Source organism: Agromyces selenitireducens (assembly GCF_052748465.2).
The window spans coordinates 1,964,596-1,988,816 of sequence record NZ_CM188259.1; the positions used below are offsets into that span (position 1 = coordinate 1,964,596).

At 71.4% G+C, this 24,221-nt stretch carries 20 protein-coding genes and 1 other RNA gene; 10 read left to right on the plus strand and 11 right to left on the minus strand.

Annotated elements, in window-relative coordinates:
• Positions 1–12: 12 nt before the first annotated feature.
• Entirely contained in the window at positions 13–1,230 is a 1,218-nt protein-coding gene (locus ACULK4_RS09130; RefSeq protein WP_445966792.1) for an aminopeptidase, read from the minus strand.
• A gap of 79 nt (positions 1,231–1,309) precedes the next feature.
• Between ACULK4_RS09130 and ACULK4_RS09135 the strand changes: the two genes are divergently transcribed.
• From ACULK4_RS09135 to rnpB, 3 genes are all read left to right on the plus strand, one after another.
• Positions 1,310–2,131: a Nif3-like dinuclear metal center hexameric protein gene (locus ACULK4_RS09135; protein WP_445966793.1), complete on the plus strand. Its 822-nt coding sequence runs from the start codon at positions 1,310–1,312 to the stop codon at positions 2,129–2,131.
• Positions 2,132–2,168: 37 nt separating this feature from the next.
• Positions 2,169–2,906, plus strand: coding sequence for a zinc ribbon domain-containing protein (locus ACULK4_RS09140; protein WP_445966794.1), 738 nt, complete (start codon positions 2,169–2,171; stop codon positions 2,904–2,906).
• A 64-nt stretch (positions 2,907–2,970) separates the two neighbouring features.
• An RNA gene (gene rnpB / locus ACULK4_RS09145) (RNase P RNA component class A) lies at positions 2,971–3,346 on the plus strand.
• Positions 3,347–3,368: 22 nt separating this feature from the next.
• Here rnpB and ppgK read toward each other — a convergent pair.
• Together ppgK and map are read right to left on the minus strand one after the other, a co-directional pair.
• Positions 3,369–4,124: a polyphosphate--glucose phosphotransferase gene (gene ppgK / locus ACULK4_RS09150; RefSeq protein WP_445966795.1), complete on the minus strand. Its 756-nt coding sequence runs from the start codon at positions 4,122–4,124 to the stop codon at positions 3,369–3,371.
• 34 nt (positions 4,125–4,158) lie between these two features.
• Positions 4,159–5,022, minus strand: coding sequence for a type I methionyl aminopeptidase (gene map, locus ACULK4_RS09155; protein WP_445966796.1), 864 nt, complete (start codon positions 5,020–5,022; stop codon positions 4,159–4,161).
• 11 nt (positions 5,023–5,033) lie between these two features.
• On the opposite strand from map, the gene ACULK4_RS09160 reads away from it, so the two are divergent.
• Positions 5,034–5,219, plus strand: a complete 186-nt coding sequence (locus tag ACULK4_RS09160) for an SPOR domain-containing protein (protein WP_445966797.1) — start codon at positions 5,034–5,036, stop codon at positions 5,217–5,219.
• A gap of 37 nt (positions 5,220–5,256) precedes the next feature.
• Here ACULK4_RS09160 and panB read toward each other — a convergent pair whose 3' ends face one another.
• Positions 5,257–6,144 (minus strand): 3-methyl-2-oxobutanoate hydroxymethyltransferase, encoded by an 888-nt coding sequence (gene panB / locus ACULK4_RS09165; protein WP_445966798.1) that lies wholly within the window; start codon positions 6,142–6,144, stop codon positions 5,257–5,259.
• 85 nt (positions 6,145–6,229) lie between these two features.
• On the opposite strand from panB, the gene ACULK4_RS09170 reads away from it, so the two are divergent.
• A complete protein-coding gene (locus tag ACULK4_RS09170; RefSeq protein WP_445966799.1) occupies positions 6,230–7,567 on the plus strand; it encodes a glutamine synthetase family protein in 1,338 nt (445 codons plus the stop codon).
• A gap of 13 nt (positions 7,568–7,580) precedes the next feature.
• Positions 7,581–10,595: a bifunctional [glutamine synthetase] adenylyltransferase/[glutamine synthetase]-adenylyl-L-tyrosine phosphorylase gene (locus tag ACULK4_RS09175; RefSeq protein ID WP_445966800.1), complete on the plus strand. Its 3,015-nt coding sequence runs from the start codon at positions 7,581–7,583 to the stop codon at positions 10,593–10,595.
• A gap of 79 nt (positions 10,596–10,674) precedes the next feature.
• Here the strand turns inward: ACULK4_RS09175 and glnA are convergent, their stop codons facing one another.
• A complete protein-coding gene (glnA, locus tag ACULK4_RS09180; RefSeq protein ID WP_445966801.1) occupies positions 10,675–12,099 on the minus strand; it encodes a type I glutamate--ammonia ligase in 1,425 nt (474 codons plus the stop codon).
• Positions 12,100–12,235: 136 nt separating this feature from the next.
• Here glnA and ACULK4_RS09185 point away from each other — a divergent pair, with 136 nt between their 5' ends.
• Positions 12,236–12,670 (plus strand): RDD family protein, encoded by a 435-nt coding sequence (locus ACULK4_RS09185; protein ID WP_445966802.1) that lies wholly within the window; start codon positions 12,236–12,238, stop codon positions 12,668–12,670.
• A 55-nt stretch (positions 12,671–12,725) separates the two neighbouring features.
• Here the strand turns inward: ACULK4_RS09185 and ACULK4_RS09190 are convergent, their stop codons facing one another.
• The 3 genes from ACULK4_RS09190 to lipB form a co-directional block, all read right to left on the minus strand.
• Positions 12,726–13,448 carry a DUF4191 domain-containing protein gene (locus ACULK4_RS09190; RefSeq protein WP_445966803.1) on the minus strand — a complete coding sequence of 241 codons (723 nt, stop codon included), beginning with the start codon at positions 13,446–13,448 and terminating at the stop codon, positions 12,726–12,728.
• A 62-nt stretch (positions 13,449–13,510) separates the two neighbouring features.
• On the minus strand, positions 13,511–14,500 hold the full coding sequence (lipA, locus tag ACULK4_RS09195; protein WP_445966804.1) for a lipoyl synthase: 990 nt from the start codon (positions 14,498–14,500) through the stop codon (positions 13,511–13,513).
• On the minus strand, positions 14,497–15,144 hold the full coding sequence (gene lipB / locus ACULK4_RS09200; protein ID WP_445966805.1) for a lipoyl(octanoyl) transferase LipB: 648 nt from the start codon (positions 15,142–15,144) through the stop codon (positions 14,497–14,499). The genes lipA and lipB overlap by 4 nt, the downstream gene beginning before the upstream one ends.
• A gap of 264 nt (positions 15,145–15,408) precedes the next feature.
• On the opposite strand from lipB, the gene ACULK4_RS09205 reads away from it, so the two are divergent.
• Positions 15,409–16,890, plus strand: coding sequence for a protein kinase (locus ACULK4_RS09205; protein ID WP_445966806.1), 1,482 nt, complete (start codon positions 15,409–15,411; stop codon positions 16,888–16,890).
• Here the strand turns inward: ACULK4_RS09205 and sucB are convergent.
• From sucB to ACULK4_RS09220, 3 genes are all read right to left on the minus strand, one after another.
• Positions 16,887–18,512 (minus strand): 2-oxoglutarate dehydrogenase, E2 component, dihydrolipoamide succinyltransferase, encoded by a 1,626-nt coding sequence (gene sucB, locus ACULK4_RS09210; RefSeq protein WP_445966807.1) that lies wholly within the window; start codon positions 18,510–18,512, stop codon positions 16,887–16,889. The two genes, ACULK4_RS09205 and sucB, sit on opposite strands and share 4 nt — an antisense overlap.
• 67 nt (positions 18,513–18,579) lie before the next feature.
• Positions 18,580–19,953, minus strand: coding sequence for a dihydrolipoyl dehydrogenase (gene lpdA, locus ACULK4_RS09215; protein WP_445966808.1), 1,374 nt, complete (start codon positions 19,951–19,953; stop codon positions 18,580–18,582).
• Between the two features lie 96 nt (positions 19,954–20,049).
• Positions 20,050–21,525 carry a leucyl aminopeptidase gene (locus tag ACULK4_RS09220; protein WP_445966809.1) on the minus strand — a complete coding sequence of 492 codons (1,476 nt, stop codon included), beginning with the start codon at positions 21,523–21,525 and terminating at the stop codon, positions 20,050–20,052.
• Positions 21,526–21,613: 88 nt separating this feature from the next.
• On the opposite strand from ACULK4_RS09220, the gene ACULK4_RS09225 reads away from it, so the two are divergent.
• Both ACULK4_RS09225 and ACULK4_RS09230 read left to right on the plus strand, forming a co-directional pair.
• On the plus strand, positions 21,614–22,531 hold the full coding sequence (locus tag ACULK4_RS09225; RefSeq protein ID WP_445966810.1) for a proteasome assembly chaperone family protein: 918 nt from the start codon (positions 21,614–21,616) through the stop codon (positions 22,529–22,531).
• Positions 22,532–22,803: 272 nt separating this feature from the next.
• Complete coding sequence (locus tag ACULK4_RS09230; protein ID WP_501043306.1) at positions 22,804–24,219, plus strand: RNA polymerase sigma factor; 1,416 nt, start codon at positions 22,804–22,806, stop codon at positions 24,217–24,219.
• The last annotated feature ends 2 nt before the right edge of the window (positions 24,220–24,221 follow it).

Genomic DNA, 24,221 nt, shown 5'->3' on the forward strand with positions numbered 1-24,221 from the left:
GCCGTGCGCCACTCAGGCGGGCAGCACCCACTCGTCGTCGGTGATGATCGGGACCTCCTGACCGTCACCCGTCACCCCGGCGATCGAGACGCCCGGTCCGCCCACCACGACGTCCGTGTGCACGGCGGCGACGTGGTTCACCCCGGTCGATGCGTCGCCGTCGGGCACGACCATCGGGAAACCCTGGCCCCAGGCGATATGCGAGCCCGCGTTCTCGTCGTAGAGCATGTCGTGGAACAGCACCCCGGCGCGACGCACGCGGGAACCGCCGTCGACGAGCGCGACCTCGCCGAGCCGGCGCGCGTTCGGGTCCGAGTCGAGTTGCGTGATCACCGCGTCGAGCCCGCGCTCCGCATTCGCATCGACGATGCGGCCGCCCTCGAAGCTCAGTGTCAGGCCTTCGACGAGCACCCCGCTCGGCAGCAGGAGGAACGGACGGGTCGTCGCGATCGTGCCGTCGGCGCGACTCGGATCGGGCGAGGTGAACACCTCCTCGGTCGGGATGTTCGGGCTGAACTCCACGCCGTCCGAGGTGTGCATGGTCGCCGCCAACCAGCGCCACTCGGGGACGAGTCCGATCTCGAGGTCGGTGCCCGGGCCCGAGTAGCGCAGGGCGGTGAGGTCGAGCGCATCGACCGCGGCTGCGCGCCGCCGCAGCCGCGCGGTGTGCGCCAGCCAGTCGCGGACCGGGTCGTCGGAGTCGAGGCCCACCGCGGTGCCGACGGCCCGCCAGAGCCGGTCGACGTCCGGCTCGCCGTACACCGCGCGCGCCCAGCCCGCGTTCGGCGCGGCGACGATGCACCACTGGAGGCCGCCCGCCATGAGCGCGGCGCGCTCGCGCGCCGCGAGCTCGACCGGGCTCGCGGCGACCACCGCGGCCGCGTCGACGTCGTCCATCAGGTGCGGTTCGGGGTTCCCGGTGATCCGGAGGTACGCCAGGCCGGGCTGCTCGAGGCGCTCGGTGGCGGCGCGATCGCGAGCGGTCCCCGCCGCGATCATCGGACCCGCTCCGTGCACGATCCCCGATCGGCGCACATGGTCGTCCTGGTACTCGACGTCGACGAACCCGGCGCCCGCATCGTAGGCGGCATCGACGATCGCTCGGACGATAGGGGCGTGCTCCACGAGCGCTCGGACCACGAGTGTCTGGCCCGGCTGGAGGTTGAGACCGCCGCGGACCACGACGTCCGAGTAGCGGTTCAGGAGTTCGGACGTCGTCAGGTCGACCATGCCGCGGATGCTAACGAGGCTCAGTCGAGGCGGCAACCGCGGGCCCGGCTGGCCGCGCGGATCGGCGTAGGCTGGGCGGGTGCCTGTCCGCCTCGCCGACGTCCTCTCGACCGTGGAGCGCCTGTGGCCGGTCTCCGGTGCCGAACCGTGGGACGCGCCGGGGCTCGTCACCGGCGACCCGGCGCGTGCGGTCTCGAGCGTCCTCCTCGCGGTCGACGCCGTATCGGCCACCGTCGACGAAGCCGTCGCCCAGGGCGTCGACCTGATCGTGGCGCATCACCCGCTGCTGCTGCGCGGAGTGACCTCCGTCGCCGAGGACCGGTACAAGGGCGCGCTGCTCGCGAAGCTCATCCGCGCCGACTGCGCGCTCGTCGGGGCGCACACGAACGCCGACGTCGTCGAGACCGGCACGTCGGCGGTGCTCGCCGACCGCCTCGGGCTCGTCGATGCCCGGCCGATCGTGCCGGGGGCGACGGATGCCGCGCGTGGGCTCGGGCGCGTCGGGCGCCTCGCCGAGCCGACCACGCTCGGCCGGCTCGCGCGCCGGCTCGCCGAGCTGCTGCCCGCCACCGCGACCGGCGTGCGCGTCGCCGGAGGCTACGACGACCCGGTCGAGACGGTCGCCGTGTGCGGGGGAGCGGGCGATTCGCTCCTCGCCGACCCCGCCGTGCGCGCCGCCGACGTGTACGTCACGGCCGACCTGCGGCACCACCCAGCGTCCGAGGCCCGCGAGCAGGCGATGCTCGGCGGCGGCCCGGCGCTCATCGACGTGTCGCACTGGGCGAGCGAGTGGCTCTGGCTCGACGCGGCCGCCCGCGAACTCCGCGCCGCCCACCCCGAACTCGAGGTCGTCGTGAGCGACCTCAACACCGACCCGTGGGACTTCCAGGTCGTCCAGTGACCGGTCCCGCCCCCACCACCCCCACGAGGAGCACCACGTGAAGGCAAGCCCCGCCGACCAGCAGCAGCTGCTGCGCCTCCAGTCGATCGACACGCGCCTGCAGCAGCTCGCGCACAAGCTCCGCTCGCTGCCCCAGACGGCCGAGCTCCAGGCGCTCGCCGAGCGCGACTCGGGGGTGCGGGGCCGCCGAGCCGAGGCGGTCGGCGCCCTCGAGGACGCGCGCGCCGAGCTGGGTCGCATCGAGTCCGACGTCGAGGTCGTCGAGAAGCGCATCGCGCGCGACGGCGATCGCCTCACGCACACCTCGTCGATGAAGGACGTCACCGCGCTCGAGTCGGAACTCGTGTCGCTTCGGAAGCGCCTCGCCGACCTCGAGGACCTCGAACTCGTCGTGATGCAGAAGGTCGAGGACGCCGAGGCGCGCGTCGCCGCGATCGACGACGAGCGCGCCGCGATCGCCGCCGACGCCGGCCGGCTGGAGGCCGCCCGCGACGAGGCCGCGGGCGGGCTCGGCACCGAGCGCGACGGCGCGGAGCGCGACCGTGCGACGATCGCGGGCACCATCCCGGAGGACCTGCTGGCGTTCTACGAGCAGCGCCGCACGCGCGGCGGCGGCGTCGGTGCGGCGCACCTGCGCCAGCGCACGTGCGGCGGGTGCACCATCACGTTGACGGGCTCCGACCTCGAGGCGGTCCGTCGTGCGGCGCCCGACGAGGTCGTGCAGTGCCCCGAGTGCGACCGGATCCTGGTCCGCACCGACGAGTCCGGGCTCTGACGGGCGCGCCTGCGAGGCGCTCCCGGCGCACGATCGGCGCCGTCGGCTACCCTTGGAGGGCGAGCGGGTCGGCAAGACGGCCGCGTCGTCCGAGCGATCGGGCGCCGAGGAACGTCCGGGCTCCGCAGGGCAGGACGGTGGGTAACGCCCACCCGGGGTGACCCGCGAGACAGTGCCACAGAAAGCAGACCGCCACGGGCCCCGGCCCGCGGTAAGGGTGAAACGGTGGGGTAAGAGCCCACCAGCGGCCGCGGTGACGCGGTCGGCTCGGTAAACCTCGTCCGGAGCAAGGCCAGACAGGGAACGATGGGGCTGCCCGTCCCGTTCCCGGGTGGGCCGCTGGAGGGTTGCGGTGACGCAGCTCCGAGAGAGATGGTCGTCCAGCCGGTGTCGCGCAAGCGCCCGGTGAACAGAACCCGGCGTATCAGCCGGCCCGCTCGCATCACGCCGCCCGCGACGCCGTCAGAAGCGCGCAGCGAGCGCAGCCGCGCCCAAGAGGCCCGCGTTGTTGCGGAAGGCCGCGGGCACGATCGGCGTGTCGAGCGATAGCAGCGGCAGGAACTCCTGGTGGTGCTTCGAGACGCCGCCGCCGACCACGAACAGGTCGGGGGAGAACAGGAACTCCACGTGCGAGTAGTACCGCTGCAGCCTGGCGGCCCATTCCTCCCACGAGAGATCCTCGCGCTCCATCGCCGAGTACGCGGCGCGATCCTCCGCATCGTGCCCGTCCAGCTCGAGGTGCCCGAGCTCGCTGTTCGGCACGAGCACGCCGTCGTACAGGAACGCCGAGCCGATGCCCGTCCCCAGCGTCGTCAGGATCACCAGCCCCCGCTCGCCGCGCGCGGCGCCGAACTGCGACTCGGCGTAGCCGGCGGCATCCGCGTCGTTGATGAAGTGGATGGCGCTGCCGAGCTCGCGCTCGAACAGCCGCTCGGCTTCGAGCCCGATCCACTCGTCGGAGATGTTCGCGGCCGACAGGGTCCGGCCGTGCCTGACGATGGCGGGGAAGCACACCCCGAGCGGCAACGACGTGTGCCCCTGTCCGGCGATGATCGCGAGCAGCTGCCCGGTCGCCTCGAGGATGTCGACGGGCCGGCCGCCCTGCGGCGTCTTGATCTTCACCCGCTCGGTGACGAGCTCGCCGGTGCCGAGGTCGACGACCGCTCCCTTGATGCCCGTGCCGCCGATGTCGATGCCGATCGCACGCTCAGTCGCCATGGCGCCACCCTATCGCGGGGCGTTCGGCCGCCGTTCAGGGCAGGGTCAGGATCTCCGAACCGCGCTCGGTGACCACGAGCGTGTGCTCGAACTGGGCCGTGAGGGACCGATCGCGCGTGACGACGGTCCAGTCGTCGTCCCACAGGTCCCAGTCGGTGGTGCCCAGGGTGAGCATCGGCTCGATCGTGAAGACCATGCCCGGCTCCAGCACGGTCGTCGCGTTCGGGTCGTCGTAGTGGGGGATCACGAGGCCCGTGTGGAACGCCCGCCCGACGCCGTGCCCGGTGTAGTCCCGCACGACGCCGTAGCCGAACCGCTTCGCGTACGACTCGATCGCGCGGCCGATCACGTTCACCTGCCGGCCGGGGGCGACGGCGCGGATGCCGCGGGCGAGCGCCTCGCGCGTGCGCTCGACGAGCAGCCGCACCTCCTCGTCGGCCTCGCCGACAACGAACGTCGCGTTCGTGTCGCCGTGCATGCCGTCGAGGAAGGCGGTGACGTCGATGTTGACGAGGTCGCCGTCCTCGAGGACCGTGTCGTCGGGGATGCCGTGGCAGATCACCTCGTTGACCGAGGTGCACGACGACTTCGGGTAGCCGCGATAGCCAAGCGTCGACGGGTACGCGCCGTGGGCGACGACGTGCTCGTGCGCGATGCGGTCGAGCTCGTCGGTCGTGACGCCTGGACGGATCGCCGCTGCGGCCGCCTGGATCGCATCCGCGGCGACGCGTCCTGCGGCGCGGATGCGGTCGACCTCGTCCGGGGTGTAGCGGTCGCCACCGCCGTTCGGCGACGGCGCGGCGCGGCCCACGTACTCGGGTCGGGCGATCGAGGCGGGCACGGGACGGGCGGGCGACAGGCGGCCGGGGATGAGGAGGCCGTCGGGGTCCTTGGGCATAGGATCAGCCTATGTCCGCCGACACTGAGCATCAGTTCTGGTACAACCTCAACACCGGTGAGGTCGAGGAAGGCATGGTCTCCCCGGCCGTCGAGCGCGTGGGTCCCTTCGAGACCCGCGCCGAGGCCGAGCAGGCACTCGAGATCCTCCGCGCGAACAGCGCCAAGTGGGCCGAGGAGGAGGCCGCCGAGGAGTGACCCGCCGCGCCGCGGCCGACCCGAGCGTGGGCCCGGCTCAGTAGGAGTGCTCCTCGGTCGGATACGCCCCCGAGGCGACATCCGCCCGCCACGCGGTCGCCGCGTCGCCCAGGACGCCGGCGAGGTTCGCGTACTGCTTGACGAACTTCGGGATCCTCCCCGTCGTCAGGCCCGCCCAGTCGGTCCACACCAGCAGCTGCCCGTCGCAGTGCGGCCCGCCGCCGACCGAGATGGTCGGGATGTGCAGCAGCTCGGTGACCTGTCGCGCTGCGTCTGCGGGAACCATCTCGAGCACCACCGCGAACGCGCCCGCATCCTGCACCGCCTCGGCGTCGGCGAGCAGCTGCTTCACGCCCTCACCGCGGCCCTGGATGATGTGGCCGCCGAGGCCGTGCTCGCTCTGCGGGGTGTAGCCGATGTGCGCCATCACCGGGATTCCGGCGCCGACCACGCGACGGATCTGCTTGTGGCTGCGTTCGCCGCCCTCGAGCTTGACCGCGTGCGCGCCCGTCTCCTTCATGAAGCGGATGGCCGTGCGCAACGCCTCGTCGGGACCGTTCTCGTACGACCCGAAGGGCATGTCGGCGACGACGAACGCGCGCTGCACGGCGCCCGCCACCGCGCGGGTGAGCGGGATGAGCTCGTCGACGGTCACCGGCAGGGTCGTCTCGTAGCCGAGGACGTTGTTCGCCGCGGAGTCGCCGACGAGCAGGAAGTCGATGCCGGCCTCGTCGAAGATCCGTGCGGTGAGCGCGTCGTAGCTCGTCAGGCCCGTGATCTTGATGCCCTCGCGCTTGGCGTTCTGGAAGTGCCTGGTGCGGACGCGCTTGGGCCCGGAGGTCGTCGTCGCGGCTCCGCCGTAGGGGTTCTCGGCCGGGGCCGCCGTGCTGTCGGATGCGGCGTCGTTGGATGCGTGCTCGGACATGCCGCAAGTCTGGCACACGAGCCATCCGCTCGATCTGCCGCGGCGGTGCGACCCAGTACGCTGAGAGCATCGAGGAAGGGTGTGCATGGACAAGCAGCGCGACTTCGTTCTCCGGACCATCGAAGAGCGAGGGGTCAAGTTCGTCAGGCTCTGGTTCACCGACGTGGTCGGCACGCTGAAGTCGGTCGCGATCGCGCCGGCCGAGGTCGAGGGCGCCTTCACCGAGGGCATCGGCTTCGACGGCTCCGCGATCGAGGGGCTCAGCCGCACGTTCGAGTCCGACCTGCTCGCGTTCCCCGACCCGACGACCTTCCAGACGCTCCCGTGGCGCGGCGACATCGACCCGACGGCGCGCATGTTCTGCGACATCACCACGCCCGACGGCGAGCCGGCCGTCGCCGATCCGCGCAACGTGCTGAAGCGCACCCTCGCACGCGCCGCCGATCGTGGTTTCACCTTCTACACGCATCCCGAGATCGAGTTCTACCTGCTCAAGTCGAGCAAGTACGGGCCCGAAGGGCCGCAGCCGGTCGACTCGGCGGGCTACTTCGACAACGTCCCGGGCGGCACCGCGCACGACTTCCGGCGTCGTTCGGTGCGGATGCTCGAAGACCTCGGCATCTCGGTCGAGTTCAGCCACCACGAGGCCGGGCCCGGCCAGAACGAGATCGACCTCCGCTACGCCGACGCGCTCACGACGGCCGACAACATCATGACCTTCCGCACGGTCGTCAAGGAGGTCGCGATCGAGCAGGGCGTCTACGCGACGTTCATGCCGAAGCCGTTCTCGGACAAGCCCGGCTCGGGCATGCACACGCACCTGTCGCTCTTCGAGGGCGACGCGAACGCCTTCTACGAGGCGGGCTCCCAGTACCAGCTGTCGAAGATCGGCCGCCAGTTCATCGCCGGCCTGCTCCGCCACGCCAACGAGATCACCGCGGTCACGAACCAGTTCGTGAACTCGTACAAGCGCCTGTGGGGCGGCGACGAGGCGCCGAGCTTCATCTGCTGGGGCCACAACAACCGATCCGCGCTCGTCCGCGTCCCCCTCTACAAGCCGGGCAAGGGCCAGAGCGCACGCGTCGAGTACCGCGCGATCGACTCCGCCGCGAACCCCTACCTGGCGTTCTCGCTCATGCTCGCGGCGGGCATGAAGGGCATCGAGGAGGGCTACGATCTCCCGGCCGAGGCCGAGGACGACGTGTGGGCCCTCACCGACAGCGAGCGTCGCGCGCTCGGCTTCCGGCCGCTCCCGGCGAGCCTGGACCACGCCATCGAGTACATGGAGGAGTCCGAACTCGTCGCCGACACCCTCGGCGAGCACGTCTACAACTACGTCCTCGCGAACAAGCGCGCCGAGTGGCGCGACTACCGTTCGCAGGTGACCCCGTTCGAGTTGCAGCGCAACCTCGAGATCCTCTGACGATCGGCACCGGATGACGCGCCAGGCCCCGATGCTCGGTGCGCTGGCGCGTGCCGGCTTCGACGACCTCGACCGGGCCGCACGCGAGTCGGCTGCGCTCGCGGAGTCCGCCGCCGTCCCGCTCGAGACGCTCATCGAGGCGATCTCCGTCGCGGGAGACCCCGACCAGGCGCTCGAGGAACTCCGCCGGCTGATGGACCGTGCACCCGAGGCGGTCCACGGCATCCTGGCCGACGACGAGGTGTTCGACCGGGCTGCGCGACTCCTCGGCGCGTCGCGGGGCTTCGGCGAGTTCATGCTGCGGAACGTGGACGAGCTCGACGTGCTCGTGGCGGGGCCGACCGCGCCGCCGACCGCCGCGGAGGCCGCCGCGGAACTCGTCGAGGCAGTGGCATCCGTCGACGCGAGCGGCGCCGCCCTCGTCGACGCAGGAGCCCGCGTGCTGCGCGTGCGGTACCGCCGGCTCCTCGCGCGCATCGCACTGTGGGACCTCACCCGTCCCGACGCGGTCGAGGCGGTCGACACCGTCGCCGCAGGACTGGCCGACCTCGCCGGCGCCGCGCTCGAGGCTGCGCTGCACCTCGCGCGGAGGGTCGTCTCCCGGGGGCCCGGCGAGCCCGCCGCCCCCGGCCGGTTCCCGGCCGAGCAGGTCGACGCCACGCGCCTCGCGATCATCGGCATGGGCAAGGCGGGTGCGCGCGAGCTGAACTACGTCAGCGACGTCGACGTGATCTTCGTCGCGGAGTCCGCCGACGAGGAGGCGGTCGCGACTGCGCGCGCGATCGACATCGCCACGCGCCTCGCGATGCTCGTCATGCGCCTCATCGGCGAGCCGGGCATCGAGCCGCCGCTGTGGGAGGTCGATCCGAACCTCCGCCCCGAGGGCAAGGACGGCGCGCTCGTGCGCACACTCGAGTCGCACCTGCAGTACTACGACCGGTGGGCGAAGAGCTGGGAGTTCCAAGCGCTGCTCAAGGCGCGCCCGCTCGCGGGCGACCCCGGGCTGGGCCAGCGCTACGAGGCCGCCGTCGCCCCGAAGGTGTGGGCGAGCTCCTCGCGCGACGGGTTCGTCGAGTCCGTGCAGCGCATGCGCGAGCGCGTCACCGAGCACATCCCGGGCGACGAGGTCGACGTCCAGCTCAAGCTCGGACCGGGCGGGCTGCGCGACATCGAGTTCACGGTGCAGCTGCTGCAGCTCGTGCACGGGGCGACGGATGACGCCATCCGCCAGGCCGGCACGCTCCCCGCCCTCGCCGCACTCGCCGAGCACGGCTACGTCGGTCGCGAGGAGTCGGCGGAGTTCTCGCGCGACTACCGGATCCTGCGCGTCCTCGAGCACCGCCTCCAGCTGAGCCGGCTGCGGCGCACCCACCTCATGCCGCGGGATGCCGGCGCGACCCGCGTGCTCGCGCGGTCCTCCGGCCTCGGTCGGAGCGCCGACGAGCTCACCATGCTCTGGCAGCGCACGCGTCGTCGCGTCCGAGGGCTGCACGAACGGCTGTTCTACCGACCGCTGCTCTCGGCCGTGGCCGCGCTGCCCGCGGACGGGCTCGAACTCACGAGCGACCAGGCGGCGGCGCGTCTCGCCGCGATCGGCTTCCGCGATCCCAAGGGTGCGCTCGCGCACATCGGCGCACTGACGGCCGGCGTGACCCGGCGCGCCACCATCCAACGGCACCTCATGCCGGTGCTCATCTCATGGTTCGCCGACGGGACCGACCCCGACTACGGCCTGCTGGCGTTCCGGCGCATCAGCGACACGCTCGGCACGACGCACTGGTACCTGCGCCTCCTCCGGGATTCGTCGGACGCCGCCCTGCGGCTCACCAGGGTGCTGTCCGGCTCGCGGTTCGCGGGGGAGCTCCTCGAGCGCAGTCCCGAGGCGGTGGCCTGGCTCGAGGACGTCGACGAGCTGCGACCGCGACCGCTCGCGGCGCTGCGCGAGGAGGTCGGTGCGGTCCTCGCCCGGCACACCGAGCTCGACCCCGCCGCGAAGGTGCTGCGGGCGATGCGCCGCCGCGAGGTCCTGCGCCTCGCCCTCGCGGGCATGCTCGACGTGTGTTCCGTCGAGGAGCTCGGACACGGGCTGAGCGACGTGGTCGAAGCCCACATCGACGGCCTCGTCCGGGCGATCCGGCGCGGTGACGACGGCATCGAGTTCGCGGTCATCGGCATGGGCCGGTTCGGCGGACGCGAGCTCGGCATCGGCTCCGACGCCGACATCCTCTACGTGTACCGCGCGGCAGGCGCCGAACCCGACGCCGCCCACACTCGGGCGCTCAAGATCGTCTCCGAACTCGTCCGTGTCAGCGAGGATGCCCGGCTCCCGTTCGAGCTCGACGCGAACCTCCGACCCGAGGGACGCAACGGCGTGATCGCCCGCTCACTCGACGCCTACCGCGCGTACTACGCACGATGGTCGCTCACGTGGGAGGCCCAGGCGCTGCTTCGCGCGCGCGGGGTCGCCGGTGATGCCGCGCTCGTCGACGAGTTCACCGAGCTCGCCGACACGGTGCGCTATCCGGAGCAGATCGCCGAGCGCGAGGTGCGCGAGGTCAAGCGGATCAAGGCCCGCGTCGAGAACGAGCGACTGCCGCAGGGCGCCGACCCGACCCGCCACCTGAAGCTCGGGCGCGGTTCGCTCAGCGACGTCGAGTGGTACGTGCAGCTCATCCAGCTCGAGCACGCTGCGCGCGTGCCGTCGCTGCGGACCACGTCGACGCTCGAAGCCCTGGCGGCCGCCGTCGAGGCCGGTCTCGTGCACGCATCGGACGCGACCACGCTCCGTGCGGCATGGATCTTCGCGTCCCGGGCGCGTTCCGCCCTCACGCTCTGGCTCGACCGGACCACCGACGTGCTTCCGGTGGAGCGCACCCAGCTCGAAGGCGTCGCGCGGATCATGGGCTACCCGCCGGGATCCGCCACGCAGCTCGAGGACGACTACCTCCAGGTCACGCGACGCGCCCGCGCGGTGTTCGAGCGCGGGTTCTACGGGGTCGAGCCGAAGCGCGAACCGACCCGAGGCTGATCGCCGGACGTCACGAGGGCCCGTGTCGCGTATCGCGACACGGGCCCTCGGCTCTCTGGGGGGATGGGGGGGTGAGAGTCTAGACGCCGTAGTAGAGCTCGAACTCGAACGGGTGGGGACGCTGGGCCAGCGGCTTCAGCTCCTTCTCCCGCTTGTAGTCGATCCAGGTCTCGATGAGCTCCTTGGTGAACACGCCTCCCTCGAGGAGGAAGTCGTGGTCGGCCTCGAGCGCGTCGAGCGCCTCGCCGAGGGACGCGGGCACCTGCGGGATGGCCTTCGCCTCCTCGGGAGGAAGCTCGTAGAGGTCCTTGTCGACCGGCTCGTGCGGCTCGATGCGGTTCTTGATGCCGTCGATTCCCGCCATCAGCTGGGCGGCGAAGGCGAGGTACGGGTTGCCCGACGCGTCCGGCGCGCGGAACTCGATGCGCTTGGCCTTCGGGTTGGTGCCCGTGATCGGGATGCGGATGGAGGCGGAGCGGTTCCCGGCCGAGTAGACGAGGTTGACGGGGGCCTCGAAGCCCGGGACGAGGCGGTGGTAGGAGTTCACCGTCGGGTTCGTGAAGGCGAGCACGGCGGGGGCGTGCTTGAGGATGCCGCCGATGTACCACCGCGCGACATCCGACAGACCGCCGTAGCCGGCCTCGTCGTAGAACAGCGGCTTGCCGTCGTTCCAGAGCGACTGGTGGGTGTGCATGCCCGAGCCGTTGTCGCCGAACAGCGGCTTCGGCATGAAGGTGGCGGTCTTGCCCCACTCGTTCGCCGTGTTCTTGACGATGTACTTGAACTTCAGGATGTCGTCGGCCGCGTGGACCATCGTGTCGAACTTGTAGTTGATCTCGCCCTGGCCGGCCGTGCCGACCTCGTGGTGCGAGCGCTCGACCTCGAGTCCTGCGTCGATGAGCTTCAGCACGATGTCGTCGCGGAGGTCGGCGTGCTGGTCGACCGGCGAGACGGGGAAGTAGCCGCCCTTGTACGCGGTCTTGTTCGCGAGGTTGCCGCCCTCTTCGACGCGGCCCGAGTTCCAGGCACCCTCGCTCGAGTCGACCGAGTAGGAGCTCGAGTGCTGGTTCACCTCGTAGCGGACGTCGTCGAAGACGTAGAACTCGGCCTCGGGCGCGAAGAACGCGGTGTCGGCGATGCCCGTCGAGGCGAGGTACTTCTCGGCCTTCTTGGCGATCTGGCGGGGGTCCTTGCCGTAGATCTCGCCGTTGCGGGGGTTGTAGATGTCGAAGACCATGATGAGCGTGCGCTCGGCCCGGAAGGGGTCGACGTAGGCGGTCGACACATCGGGGATCAGCTGCATGTCGGACTCGTGGATCGACGCGAAGCCGCGGATCGAGGAGCCGTCGAAGAGCTGGCCGACGGTGAAGAAGTCCTCGTCGACGGTCGAGGCCGGGATGTTGAAGTGCTGCTGCACACCCGGAAGGTCGGTGAAACGGATGTCGAGGAACTTGACGTCCGTCTCCTTGATGAACTTGAGGACTTCGGAAGAATCACTGAACATGTGACGGTGCTCCAAGGCGGGTAGGGGGCGAGACGCAGTCGTTCGACCGCTCCCGACGGTAGCCGGACGCCGTTTCCCGACCGTGACGCGAATGTTTCGACCGTGTTACACGATGCCGCCTCGGTAGAATCGTCCGGTGAGCCCGCCAGCCCCCGCCCCGTCCGGACACCTCGAGCCGAGCCGCTACCCGGGGGAGCGACTCGGCCTTCCCGAGGAGGGGGCCGGCTCGATCGCGCGCCTCGGCCGTCGCGTCGCCGCGCTCCTGGTCGACTGGGCCATCGCGAACGTCATCGCCCTCCTCGCGGGTCCGTACGCGTCGAATGCGCAGTCGTGGACCACTCTGCTCGTGTTCGCGCTCATGCAGGTGCTGTTCATCCCGACGATCGGCGGGAGTATCGGGCACCGGGCGCTCGGGCTCCGGGTCGTCCCGCTCGGCGGCGGCTGGGTCGGTGCCTGGCGCCCCGTCGTGCGCACGCTGCTGCTCGTGTTCGTCATTCCGGCCGTCATCTTCGACTCCGACCAGCGGGGGCTGCACGACAAGGCGGCCGGCACGGTGCTGATCCGCGCCTGAGACGCGACTGCGGCATCCGCTTCGATGAACGGATGCCGCAGCCCGGAGGGAGTCGTCAGCGCATCTTGCCGCGCTGGGGCCGCACCTTCATGGGGTCGATGCCCTTCGGGATCGGCAGGGACGCCTGGAGGGAGTTCAGCCGGTTGGTCACGGCCAGCACCTCGGGCTTGGTGAGCGTGCGCTTGGTCTTCCGCAGCGTCGCGGGGAGGCGGTGCAGCTCGATGGAGCCCTCCTCGTGGCCGACGGAGAGCAGCCTCACGGGGACGTTCGGGAGCACGCGCGTGATCTTGCGCTTCTCGTCTTCGAGCATGCGGGTCGTGCGCGAGCGCGGACCCTCGCTGATCAGCACGACACCGCCGCGGCCGACGGCGCGGTACACCGCGTCCTGAGTCTTCCCGTTGACGGCGACCGGCATCTCGTTGCCGACCCAGCCGCCGCGGAGGCCGCTGCGGAGGACGGCGCCCACTGCGCCCGGCTGCCCGTCGATCTGCGAGTAGGCGGCCCGCTCGGCGCGACGGCCGAGGATCACCAGTGCGATGAGGATGCCGGCGAGCACGCCCGAGACCACCCACAGGGCGATGGTGAAGCCGTTGCCGCCGCTCAGCCACAGCGCGAGGCCGAGACTCACGAGGACCGGGAGCAGGAAGCCGAGGAGCATGAGCCACTGCGCGCTGGAGTCGTAGCGGCGGGTCATCTGGAAGACCTGCCACATCTGCTTCATGCGGCCGGGTTCCTTGCGCGGCTTGGGGGCGGACCCGGCGTCCTTGGTGCGTGCCATGCCTCAAGGATACCGGCGGCGGACGGGCCCCTCCGACCGAGGGAGGGACCCGCCGCGCGGGCTCAACCGACGGCTTGCGCGAACCCGAGCGACTCGTCGGCCAGATGTGCGAGCTCGGGCGGGAGCGCGCGGCCCTTCGCGTGCATGGACTGCGCCCAGAGCCGCCCCGCGCGATACGACGACCGCACGAGCGGGCCGGCGAGGACCCCGAGGAATCCGATCTCCTCGGCCTCCGACTTGAGTTCCACGAACTCCTCGGGCCGCACCCATCGCGCGACGGGCAGGTGTCGTGGGCTCGGCCGGAGGTACTGCGTGATGGTGATGATGTCGGTACCGGCGTCGTGCAGGTCGCGGAGCGCCTGCGAGACCTCGTCGCGATCCTCGCCCATGCCGAGGATGAGGTTCGACTTGGTGATGAGGCCCGCCGCCCGCCCCTGCCTGATGACATCGAGCGAGCGCTCGTAGCGGAACGCCGGACGGATGCGCTTGAAGATGCGCGGCACCGTCTCGACGTTGTGGGCGAACACCTCCGGACGGGCCGAGAACACCTCGCCGAGCAACTCGGGATTCCCCGAGAAGTCGGGCACGAGGATCTCCACGCCCGTGCCGGGGGACTGCGAGTGGATCTGGCGGATCGTCTCGGCGTAGAGCCAGGCGCCCTCGTCGGGCAGGTCGTCGCGGGCCACGCCCGTGACCGTCGAGTACCGCAGCTGCATCCGTACGACCGACTCGGCGACGCGACGCGGTTCGTCGACGTCGTAGTCGGCGGGCCTGCCGGTGTCGATCTGGCAGAAGTCGCACCGGCGGGTGCACTGCGATCCGCCGATGAGGAAGGTGGCCTCCCGATCCTCCCAGCACTCGTAGATGTTGGGACAGCCGGCCTCCTGGCACACCGTGTGCAGGTCCTCGCCCTTCACCAGCTGCTGCAGCTGCCGGTACTCCGGGCCCATCTTCGCGCGGGTCTTGATCCACTCGGGCTTGCGCTCGATCGGGGTCCGGGCGTTCCGGACCTCCAGGCGCAGCATCCGTCGGCCGCCGGGATCGGCGCTCATGCCGCGACCCCCTCGACCGGGGAGAATTCCGCGTCGAGTCGGTCGCGCACGGCGTCGACCACGTCGGCCGGGCGGACGGTGCGGCCGAGCACGCGCGACATCGTGGTGATGCCGGCGTCACGGATGCCGCACGCGATGATCCTGTCGTACGGCTCGAGCGAGTTCGAGCAGTTCAGCGCGAAGCCGTGCATCGTCACACCATCGGCGACGCGGATGCCGATCGCGGCGATCTTCTCCTCGGCCCCGTCGCGCACGATCCAGACGCCCGAGCGACCCTCGACCCGGCGCCCCTCGATGCCGAACCCGGCGAGCACGTCGATGAGGACGCCCTCGAGGCGCCGGACGTAACCGACGACGTCGATGGGTTCGGCCAGGCGCAGGATCGGGTAGCCGACCAGTTGACCCGGCCCGTGCCAGGTGATCTTGCCGCCGCGATCGACGTCGACGACGGGCGTGCCGTCGGTCGGGCGTTCGTCCGGAGCGGTGCGCTTGCCGGCCGTGTAGACCGGGTCGTGTTCGAGGAGGATGACGGTGTCCGGTCGTTCACCGGAGACCACCGACTGATGGACGGCGCGCTGGAGGGCGAGGCCCTCGCTGTACGGCACGGAGTTGGCGCTTAGCCCCGTGTCGACGTAGTCGAGCATGGACCTCAGTCTAGGTCGGACCACCCGTCCTCCCCAGCCGCCGCCGACCACCTGCCCATTCCGACCGCGCGGATGTCGGCGACCGGGCCCGGCCGGCCGCGAGAACCTTCCCGCATGCCGAATCCCAGCCGACGTCGCGGGCGCTCCGCACGCGCGCGCGTCCCCGCTTCCGCACCGTCCGGATCAGGTCGCCCACATGGCCGATCCGACGGCGGGGTCGGTGCCTCGCCCTCCGCGGGCGGAATCCTCGCGGGATACCGCCTCGTGCGACGACTCGCGGCGGGGGACCGGGCCGACGTCTTCCTCGCCGTCGTGGACGGGGGAGCGGTGGACGACGCGGCGGGCGGGGGTGACGGCGGAGCGGCGCCTGCGGGCGCACCGCTCGCGGTGATGCGGGTCTACGGGCCGGAGGCCGACGACGATGCGATCACGACCGAGATCGAGGCGATGGAAGCCGATCGCACGGGAACGCTGCCGAGGTTGATCGACGTCGCCAACGTCGGGGACGGCCGGGCATGCCTGGTCGTCGAACGCATCTCCGGCACGCCGCTCTCCGAGTTCCTGACCGCGGGCAGCCTGCTGCCGGGCCAGGTCGTGACCGCGCTCGCCCCCGTCGTCGTCGCACTGCGGCACCTCGCCGATCGGGGCCTCGTCCACGCGAGGCTCGCCGCAAGCGATGTGCTCGTCGACGACACCGGCCGTCCCCGGCTCATCGGGCTCGGCGCCCTGTGCCGACTCGACCGGCGCGAGTCCGCGGCCGATCGGGTCGCGGTCTCGCGCGAGGGGCATGCGGCACTGCTCCGGCTCCTCGAGGATTCCGCTACGGCGTCGACCGACCGCGCAGCCTTCACCTCCGTGCTCGACCTCGCCCGGTCCGCACTCGATGCTCGGCCCTTCGGTCGCGTCGAGGCCGAGATCGAGCGGGCGCTCTTCGCGGTCGCTCCCGCGCGTCCGCTCCTCGCTGCGATGGACCGACCGACGAGCGGGCCGTCGCCGACACGTGTCGCGACCGCCCTGCGCGGAGACCCGAAGCCCGCCGCGCTGATCGACACGGACCGGCCGATCGCGGCGGAAGCGCCGGTCCGGAATCGGATGGGGCGACTGGCGGCGCTGGCGCAGCTCCCGCCGACGGCGGTGGACGACCTCGCCGTCGCGCTCGACACGGATCCGCGAGTCCGGTCCGTTCGTCGTGCGGCCGCGTGGGCGCGACGACGTCGGCCCGCCCTGTTCACGGGCGGATTCGCCGGGGCCGCCGCGCTCGTGGCGCTGCTCTCGGCCGTTCCGCCATCGTCCGCCGACAACGGTGCCCGCGCGGAGCGTCCCGGCTTCGAGGCGGTGCGCGAAGGGGCTGATTCGGGCGCGGCTCAGGACGGTACGGAGGCGACGGTTGCCGTGCCTGCGGGTGAGCTCGACGCGGCCCCGTCGCCGGACGTGCCCGATGATCCGGTGACGGCCGCCGCCGCGCTGCTGGAGATCCGTCAGACCTGCCTCGCGACGAACGACCTCGACTGCGTGCTCGCCGTGGACCAGCCGGGATCCCCGATCGCGGCACGCGATCGCGCGGCGATCGAACGCGGCGAGGCGGCAGCCCATGCGGAGGTGGACCTCGACGCCATCACCGTGGCGGCCGACCTGGGTGACGCGATGGTGTTGACGGTCCCGTGGACCGAGGTGGAACGCGAACCGGCCTCGCTCCTGATGATGCGGAGCGAGGCCGGCTGGCGTCTGCGGGAATGGTTCGACTAGATGCCGAGGTCGCCCTCGAAGTCGCCCTCCTCGAGACGGGCCTTGACCGCCGTGAGGAACCGCGCGGCGTCGGCACCGTCGATGATGCGGTGGTCGTACGACAACGCGAGGTAGACCATCGAGCGGATCGCGATCGCGTCCGAGCCGTCCTCGGAGATCACGACGGGGCGCTTCACGACCACGCCGGTGCCGAGGATCGCCGTCTGCGGGAGGAAGACGACGGGCGTGTCGAACAGCGCGCCTCGCGAGCCCGTGTTGGTGAGCGTGAAGGTTCCGCCGGCGAGCTCGTCGGGCTTCAGCTGGTTGTTCCGCGTGCGCTCGGCGAGGTCGGCGATCTGCTTGGAGAGACCGGCGAGGTCGAGCTCGCCGGCGTCGCGCACGACCGGCGTGAGCAGCCCGCGCTCGGTGTCGACCGCGATGCTGAGGTTCTCGCGCTCGGGGTAGACGATCGACTCGCCGTCGACGGTCGAGTTGATGATCGGGTACGCCCGCAGCGCCTCGACGGCGGCGAGGGCGAAGAACGGCAGGAAGGAGAGCTTCGTGCCCGTCTTCTCGTGGAACTCGCCCTTCACGCGATCGCGGAGACGCGCGACCCGCGTGACGTCGACCTCGACCACCGACGTGAGCTGCGCGGTCGACTGCATGGAGACGACGGCGCGCTCGGCGACGACCTTGCGCAGCCGCGTCATCGGCTGCGTCGTGCCGCGCAGCGGCGATGTCTCGAGCTGCTGGCGCGCGGGAGCGGCCTCGGCCGCGGGCGCTGCGGCGGTCGAACCGGCCGACATCACATCCTGCTTGCGGATGCGCCCGCCGACGCCCGTGCCCTGCACGGAGGCGAGGTCGACGCCCTGCTCGTTGGCGAGCTTGCGGACGATGGGGGTCACGTAGCCCGACGGGCCGGCGTGCGCGCCGCCTGCCTGCTGCGGCTCGGCCTGCGCCGGAGCGGGCTGCGGAGCCGGTGCCGTGGTGGCCTGGGGCGCCTCGGCCTGCGGGGCCGGAGCCGCCTGGGCTTGCGGAGCGGGTGCGGCCGGAGCCTGCTGCGCGGGTGCCTCGGCGGCCGGCGCGGGCGATTCGTATCCGCCCTGCGGGGCGGGAGCCGCCTCGGCCGCGGGCGCGGCCTCCTGCGCGGGTGCGGGTGCCGGCTGCTGGGGCTCGGCAGGCGCTTCCGGAGCCTGCTGTGCGGGAGCCGCTTCCTGTGGGGGGGCCGCCTCCTGTGCGGGAGCCGCCTCCTGTGCAGGAGCCGCCTCCTGTGCGGGAGCCGCCTCCTGTGCGGGAGCCGCTTCCTGTGCGGGAGCCGCCTCCTGTGCGGGAGCCGCCTCCTGTGCGGGAGCCGCCTCTGCTGCCGGCGCAGCCTCGGCCGCGGGTGCCTCAGCACCCGCGCCGGATCCGTCGCCGATCGTGACGAGCGCGGTGCCGACCTCGACGGTCTCGTCCTCCTGGACGAGGATCGCCTCGATCACGCCGGCCACCGGCGACGGGATCTCGGTGTCGACCTTGTCGGTCGAGACCTCGAGCAGCGGCTCGTCGACCTCGACACGGTCGCCCACGTTCTTCAGCCAGCGGGTGACCGTGCCCTCCGTGACACTCTCACCGAGTGCCGGGAGGCTGACGGATTCGCTCATGCGCTTGTCTCCTTCACAGCGTGTGACGCGTTCTAGCTTATTGCAGTCGTGATTCGGCGGCCCGGCATCAGAGCGCGTGGAGCGGCTTGCCCGCGAGCTTCAGGAACGCCTCGCCGAGTGCCTCGTTCTGGGTCGGGTGGGCGTGCAGCAGCGGCGCGATGTCCTCGGGGTACGCCTCCCAGTTCACCGCGAGCTGGGCTTCGCCGATGAGCTCGCCGACGCGGGCGCCGATCATGTGCACGCCGACCACGGGACCGTCGTTCACGCGGACGACCTTGATCGACCCGCTGGTCTCGAGGATGTGGCTCTTGCCGTTGCCGGCGAGGTTGTACTCGTACGACGAGACCTGGTCGGCGCCGAACTTCTCGGCCGCCTTCGCCTCGGTGTACCCGATCGAGGCGACCTCCGGGTCGCTGTAGGTCACCTTGGGGATGTTGACGTCCTCGACGACGATCGGGTTCAGGCCCGCGATCTCCTCCGCCACGAAGATGCCCTGCTGGAACCCTCGGTGCGCGAGCTGGAGACCGGGAACGATGTCACCGACCGCGTACACGCCGGGCACGCTGGTCTGCAGGCGCTCGTTCGTGGGGACGAAGCCGCGGTCGATGGTGACGCCGGCCTCCTCGAACCCGAGGTTGGCGGTGACCGGGCCGCGACCGACGGCGACGAGCAGCAGCTCGGCTTCGATCGTGTCGCCGTTCTCGAGGCTGATGACGACGCCGTCGTCGTGCTGGGTCACGCCCTGGAAGCGCACGCCGAGCTTGTACTCGATGCCGCGCTTGCGGAATGCGCGCTCGAGCTGCTTGGAGATCGACTCCTCCTCGTTCGGCACCAGGTGGGGGAGCGCCTCGATGATCGTGACGTCGGAGCCGAAGGACCTCCAGACGCTCGCGAACTCGACGCCGATGACTCCGCCACCGAGGATCGCGACCTTCTGCGGCACGAAGTCGAGTTCGAGCGCCTGCTCGCTCGTGATGACGCGGCCGCCGATCTCGAGGCCGGGCAGCGATCGCGAGTAGGAGCCGGTCGCGAGCACGACGTTCTTGCCCACGAGGCGCTGCTCGCCCACCTGCACGGTGTCGGCGGCCACCAGGCGGCCCTCGCCCTCGACGACGGTGATGCCGCGGGCCTTGATGATGCCCTGGAGGCCCTTGAACTTGCTGGCCACGATGCTCTCGCGGTACTTCGTCACGGCCGGGACGTCGATGCCCTCGAACGAGGAACGCACGCCGAACTTCGCCGATTCGCGGGTGTTGTCCGCGATCTCGGCCGCGTGGAGCAACGCCTTCGTCGGGATGCAACCGCGGTGGAGGCACGTGCCGCCGAGCTTGTCCTTCTCGACGAGGGCGACGCTGAGGCCGAGCTGGACGGCACGAAGCGCGGCCGCGTACCCTCCGCTGCCGCCTCCCAGGATGACGAGGTCAAAGTTCTGCTCGGACAAACCGGATTCTCCCTTGCGCGTCGGATCTGCGGCGAGAACTGCCCCGGCTGATGGCCGGGCAGGCTGCACGGGCGGTGATCGCCCCCCACGACCTTACTACCTGGCGGCGAGCTGCTCGCCCAGCGCGACGAGCGTGCGCACGGCCGCCCCGGTCGCGCCGGGACCGCTGTGCCCCCAGGCCGAGCCGGAGTTGAACGAGGGCCCCGCGATGTCGATGTGCGCCCAGGGAATGCGCGGCGCGTCGTCGCCCTCTCGGCGGCCGACGAACTCCTGGAGGAACACGCCCGCGAGCAGCATCCCCGGCACGACCGTCCCGAGCTTGGTGTTCGCGAGGTCGGCCACGTCGGACTTCAGCAGCGCCCGGAGGTCGGCGGGCAGGGGCATGGGCCACACGGCCTCGCCCGCGGCATCCGCGGCCCGTCGCACCTCGCCGACGAGGTCGTCGTCACCCATGACGCCGGAGATGCGGTTGCCGAGCGCGACGACCTGCGCGCCGGTCAGCGTGGCGACGTCCACGATGGCGTCGGGCTGCTCCTCGCTCGCGGCGGCGAGCGCGTCGGCCATGACGAGGCGGCCCTCGGCGTCGGTGTTGAGGACCTCGACCGTGGTGCCGCCCTTCATCCGGATGACGTCGTTCGGCCGGGCGGCGTGGCCCGACGGCATGTTCTCCGCGAGGCACAGCCATCCCGTCACCCGCACCGGCACGTCGAGTTCCGCGAGCGCGACCATGGCGGAGAGCACCGCCGCCGCTCCGGCCATGTCGGACTTCATGCCGACCATCGACGCACCGGGCTTCAGCGAGAGCCCGCCGGAGTCGAACGTGATGCCCTTGCCCACGAGCGCGAGGTGCACGGATGCCGCGGCGGGGGCGTAGTCCAGTCGCACGAGCCTCGGGGGACGCGAGGATCCGCCGCCGACCGCGAGGATGCCGGCGAAGCCCTCTGCGGCGAGCGCCTCCTCGTCGAGCACGCGCACGCCGATCCCGGCGGCGGAGGCCGCCTCGGCCGCGAGTTCGGCGAGCACCGCCGGCGGCAGGTCGTTGGGCGCGTCGTTGACGAGGTCCTTGGTGCGCGCCACCGCGGCGACGGTCGCCTGCACGCGAACGAGCCGGACCGCGTCGGCGTCGTGGCCGGTGTGGAGGACGATGCGCCCCGGTCCCGCAGGCGCCTCGCGGTACCGGGTGTACGCATACGCGCCGAGGCCGGCGCCCTCGAGTGCGGCAGCGGCGACCAGGGCGTCGGCATCCGCGGGTGCGGCGACGGCGACCGTGGTCGCCGACGCGAGGGCGCGCGTCCCGGCGCCGGCGGCGACGCGGATGGCTGCGGCATCCGTCGTGTCGCCCAGCCCGGCGACGACGACCACGCGCGCGGGGTCACCGGGGGCGACGAGCTTCGTGACCTCGTCGGCCGCGCCCTTCGCACCGAGCGCCGTGAGGGCGGCCGCGATCCACTCGAACCCGCCGGGTGCGAGCGGCTCGGCGCCGTCGACGGCGCGGCGTGCGAAGACGAGGACGGCATCCGCGTCGGTGTCGGCGGGCAGTGCTGTGCTGAGCTCGAGGCTGGGAACGGGCATGGACTCGATCGTAGGTGTTCGCTGTGGGCATCACCGCGGGCGTCCGGCATCCGGCCGGGGGAGCGCGTCGGCTCAGTAGCCTTGGAGCATGCGCGATCCCCGCACCCTCTACGAGCTCGCCCCGGACGCCGAGGTGCCCGCCGGGCTCCCGCTCGTCGCGGGGCTCACGGGCTTCGCCGATGCGGGCGGCGCCGTCGCGCAGACCACCGCGTACCTTCGCTCGACGCTCGAGACGCGCGTCGTCGCCGCGTTCGACACCGACGAGCTGCTCGATTACCGCGCGAGACGTCCGATCATCATGTTCGAGGAGGACCGCCTCACCGACTATCGCCCGCCGCGACTGTCCCTCGACCTCGCGCGCGACGAGCTCGGGCAGCAGTTCCTGCTGCTCACCGGCTTCGAGCCCGACTTCCAGTGGGAGCGGTTCTGCGCGGCGGTGCTCGGCCTGATCGAAGGGCTCGAGGTCGGCTCGACGACCTGGCTCAACTCGATTCCCATGCCGGTACCGCACACGCGTGCGATCGGGGTGACCGTGAGCGGCAACCGGTCCGACCTCGTGGAGGCGATGTCCGTGTGGCGCCCCACCACGCAGGTCCCGGCGAACGCATTGCACCTCGTCGAGTACCGGCTCCAGGAGCGCGGGCATCCCACCACCGGGTTCGTGCTGCTCGTTCCGCACTACCTGGCGGATGCCGAGTACCCGGCGGCGGCGGTCGCGGCGCTGGAGGCGATCAGTGCGTCGACGGGCCGCATCTTCCCGACCGATGCGCTGCGGGAGCAGGCTCGGGAGTTCGTGGCGCGGATCGACGAGCAGGTCGCCGAGAACGGCGAGCTCGCGAAGCTGGTCCATGCGCTCGAGGAGCGCCACGACGCGTACATGGAGGGCACGACGGTGCGTTCTCCCCTCACCGATGAGGACGGCGAACCGCCCTCGGCCGACGAGATCGCGGCCGAGCTCGAGAAGTTCCTCGCGTTCCGCCGCAACCGCGACGACGAGCGGGAATGACTGCTCCGCCCGGGAATGTCCGCGGACGCTCCGGCGTTTCATCCCCATGCAGGCCTCGACGCGCCCGATCCCGGCGGTGTCGCGGGACGGCAGACGCGCGCGGCTCTGTATAATAGGGGGAAGGACCCGTTCTGGTCCGCCGTGCGGCTCGCGCCGCATCCGACGCGGACTTGACATGGGTCCTCATCGTGTCCGAAATCGCCGGATCGCGACGTATTCCGCGTGTCCGAGCTCGGGCACCGCGCGCGACGGTGAGGAAGAGGTTCAAACGCATGGCAACCAAGGCCACCACGGCGGCGACCGACGAGGTCGAGGCGAAGACCGCCACCGCCTCGAAGCGCACCACCACGACGAAGAAGACCACCACGGCCAAGCCTGCCGCGAAGACGAGCGCCGCCAAGTCCGCCGCGACGAAGACCGCGAAGTCGTCCACGGCCGCACCCGAGACGGATGCCGCGGCCGAGGCCGCGCCGAAGGGCAAGCAGGCGACCACCGCCTCGAAGACGCCTCGCACGTCGACCGCGAAGGGCGCGAAGGGCGCCAAGGCCGAGTCCGGGGCTGACACCGACGAGGTCGAGCCCGAGGAACTGGAGGACGCCGAGGCCGACACAGCGGCGCCCGCCGATGAGACCCCGGCCGAGGAGGCCGCGCCTGCGGAGGACGAGGAGGAGGCGAAGCCGATCCCGGTCGAGCCGCACCCCACGGGAGCGCTCGTGCTGCGCGCGTCCGACGACGAGGACGAGATCCCCGTCTACTCCACGACGATCACGGGTGCGACCGCCGACCCCGTCAAGGACTACCTCAAGCAGATCGGCAAGGTCGCGCTCCTCAACGCGGCCGAGGAGGTCGAGCTCGCGATGCGCATCGAGGCGGGCCTCTTCGCCGAGGAGAAGCTGTCGCACATGAGCGACGCCGAGAAGAAGTCGCAGCTCGGGCGCGAACTGCAGTGGGTCGCCCGAGACGGGCAGCGGGCCAAGAGCCACCTGCTCGGTGCGAACCTGCGACTCGTCGTGTCGCTCGCCAAGCGCTACACGGGTCGCGGCATGCAGTTCCTCGACCTCATCCAGGAGGGCAACCTCGGCCTGATCCGCGCGGTCGAGAAGTTCGACTACACCAAGGGCTTCAAGTTCTCGACCTACGCCACGTGGTGGATCCGCCAGGCGATCACCCGGGCGATGGCCGATCAGGCCCGCACCATCCGCATTCCCGTGCACATGGTCGAGGTCATCAACAAGCTCGCCCGCGTGCAGCGGCAGATGCTGCAGGACCTGGGCCGCGAGCCCACGCCCGAGGAGCTGTCGAAGGAACTCGACATGACCCCTGAGAAGGTCATCGAGGTGCAGAAGTACGGCCGCGAGCCGATCTCGCTGCACACCCCGCTCGGCGAGGACGGCGACAGCGAGTTCGGCGACCTGATCGAGGACACCGAGGCCGTCGTGCCCGCCGACGCGGTGGGCTTCACGATGCTGCAGAAGCAGCTCGAGTCGCTGCTCGACTCCCTGAGCGAGCGCGAGGCGGGCGTCATCCGCATGCGCTTCGGCCTCGGCGACGGCATGCCGAAGACACTCGACCAGATCGGCGACACGTTCGGCGTCACGCGCGAGCGCATCCGCCAGATCGAGTCGAAGACGATGGCGAAGCTCCGCCACCCGTCGCGTTCGCAGTCGCTCCGCGACTACCTCGAGTAGGC

Coding starts and splice junctions, on each gene's coding strand:
- map (WP_445966796.1), bottom strand. CDS start 5,022: ATGCCCAAGGACCCCGACGGCCTCCTCATCCCCGGCCGCCTGTCGCCC.
- lipA (WP_445966804.1), bottom strand. CDS start 14,500: ATGAGCGCCGATCCCGGCGGCCGACGGATGCTGCGCCTGGAGGTCCGG.
- glnA (WP_445966801.1), bottom strand. CDS start 12,099: ATGTTCAGTGATTCTTCCGAAGTCCTCAAGTTCATCAAGGAGACGGAC.
- ACULK4_RS09170 (WP_445966799.1), top strand. CDS start 6,230: ATGGACAAGCAGCGCGACTTCGTTCTCCGGACCATCGAAGAGCGAGGG.
- ACULK4_RS09230 (WP_501043306.1), top strand. CDS start 22,804: ATGGCAACCAAGGCCACCACGGCGGCGACCGACGAGGTCGAGGCGAAG.
- sucB (WP_445966807.1), bottom strand. CDS start 18,512: ATGAGCGAATCCGTCAGCCTCCCGGCACTCGGTGAGAGTGTCACGGAG.
- ACULK4_RS09220 (WP_445966809.1), bottom strand. CDS start 21,525: ATGCCCGTTCCCAGCCTCGAGCTCAGCACAGCACTGCCCGCCGACACC.
- ppgK (WP_445966795.1), bottom strand. CDS start 4,124: ATGGCGACTGAGCGTGCGATCGGCATCGACATCGGCGGCACGGGCATC.
- ACULK4_RS09225 (WP_445966810.1), top strand. CDS start 21,614: ATGCGCGATCCCCGCACCCTCTACGAGCTCGCCCCGGACGCCGAGGTG.
- panB (WP_445966798.1), bottom strand. CDS start 6,144: ATGTCCGAGCACGCATCCAACGACGCCGCATCCGACAGCACGGCGGCC.
- lipB (WP_445966805.1), bottom strand. CDS start 15,144: ATGCTCGACTACGTCGACACGGGGCTAAGCGCCAACTCCGTGCCGTAC.
- ACULK4_RS09130 (WP_445966792.1), bottom strand. CDS start 1,230: ATGGTCGACCTGACGACGTCCGAACTCCTGAACCGCTACTCGGACGTC.
- ACULK4_RS09160 (WP_445966797.1), top strand. CDS start 5,034: ATGTCCGCCGACACTGAGCATCAGTTCTGGTACAACCTCAACACCGGT.
- ACULK4_RS09190 (WP_445966803.1), bottom strand. CDS start 13,448: ATGGCACGCACCAAGGACGCCGGGTCCGCCCCCAAGCCGCGCAAGGAA.
- ACULK4_RS09175 (WP_445966800.1), top strand. CDS start 7,581: ATGACGCGCCAGGCCCCGATGCTCGGTGCGCTGGCGCGTGCCGGCTTC.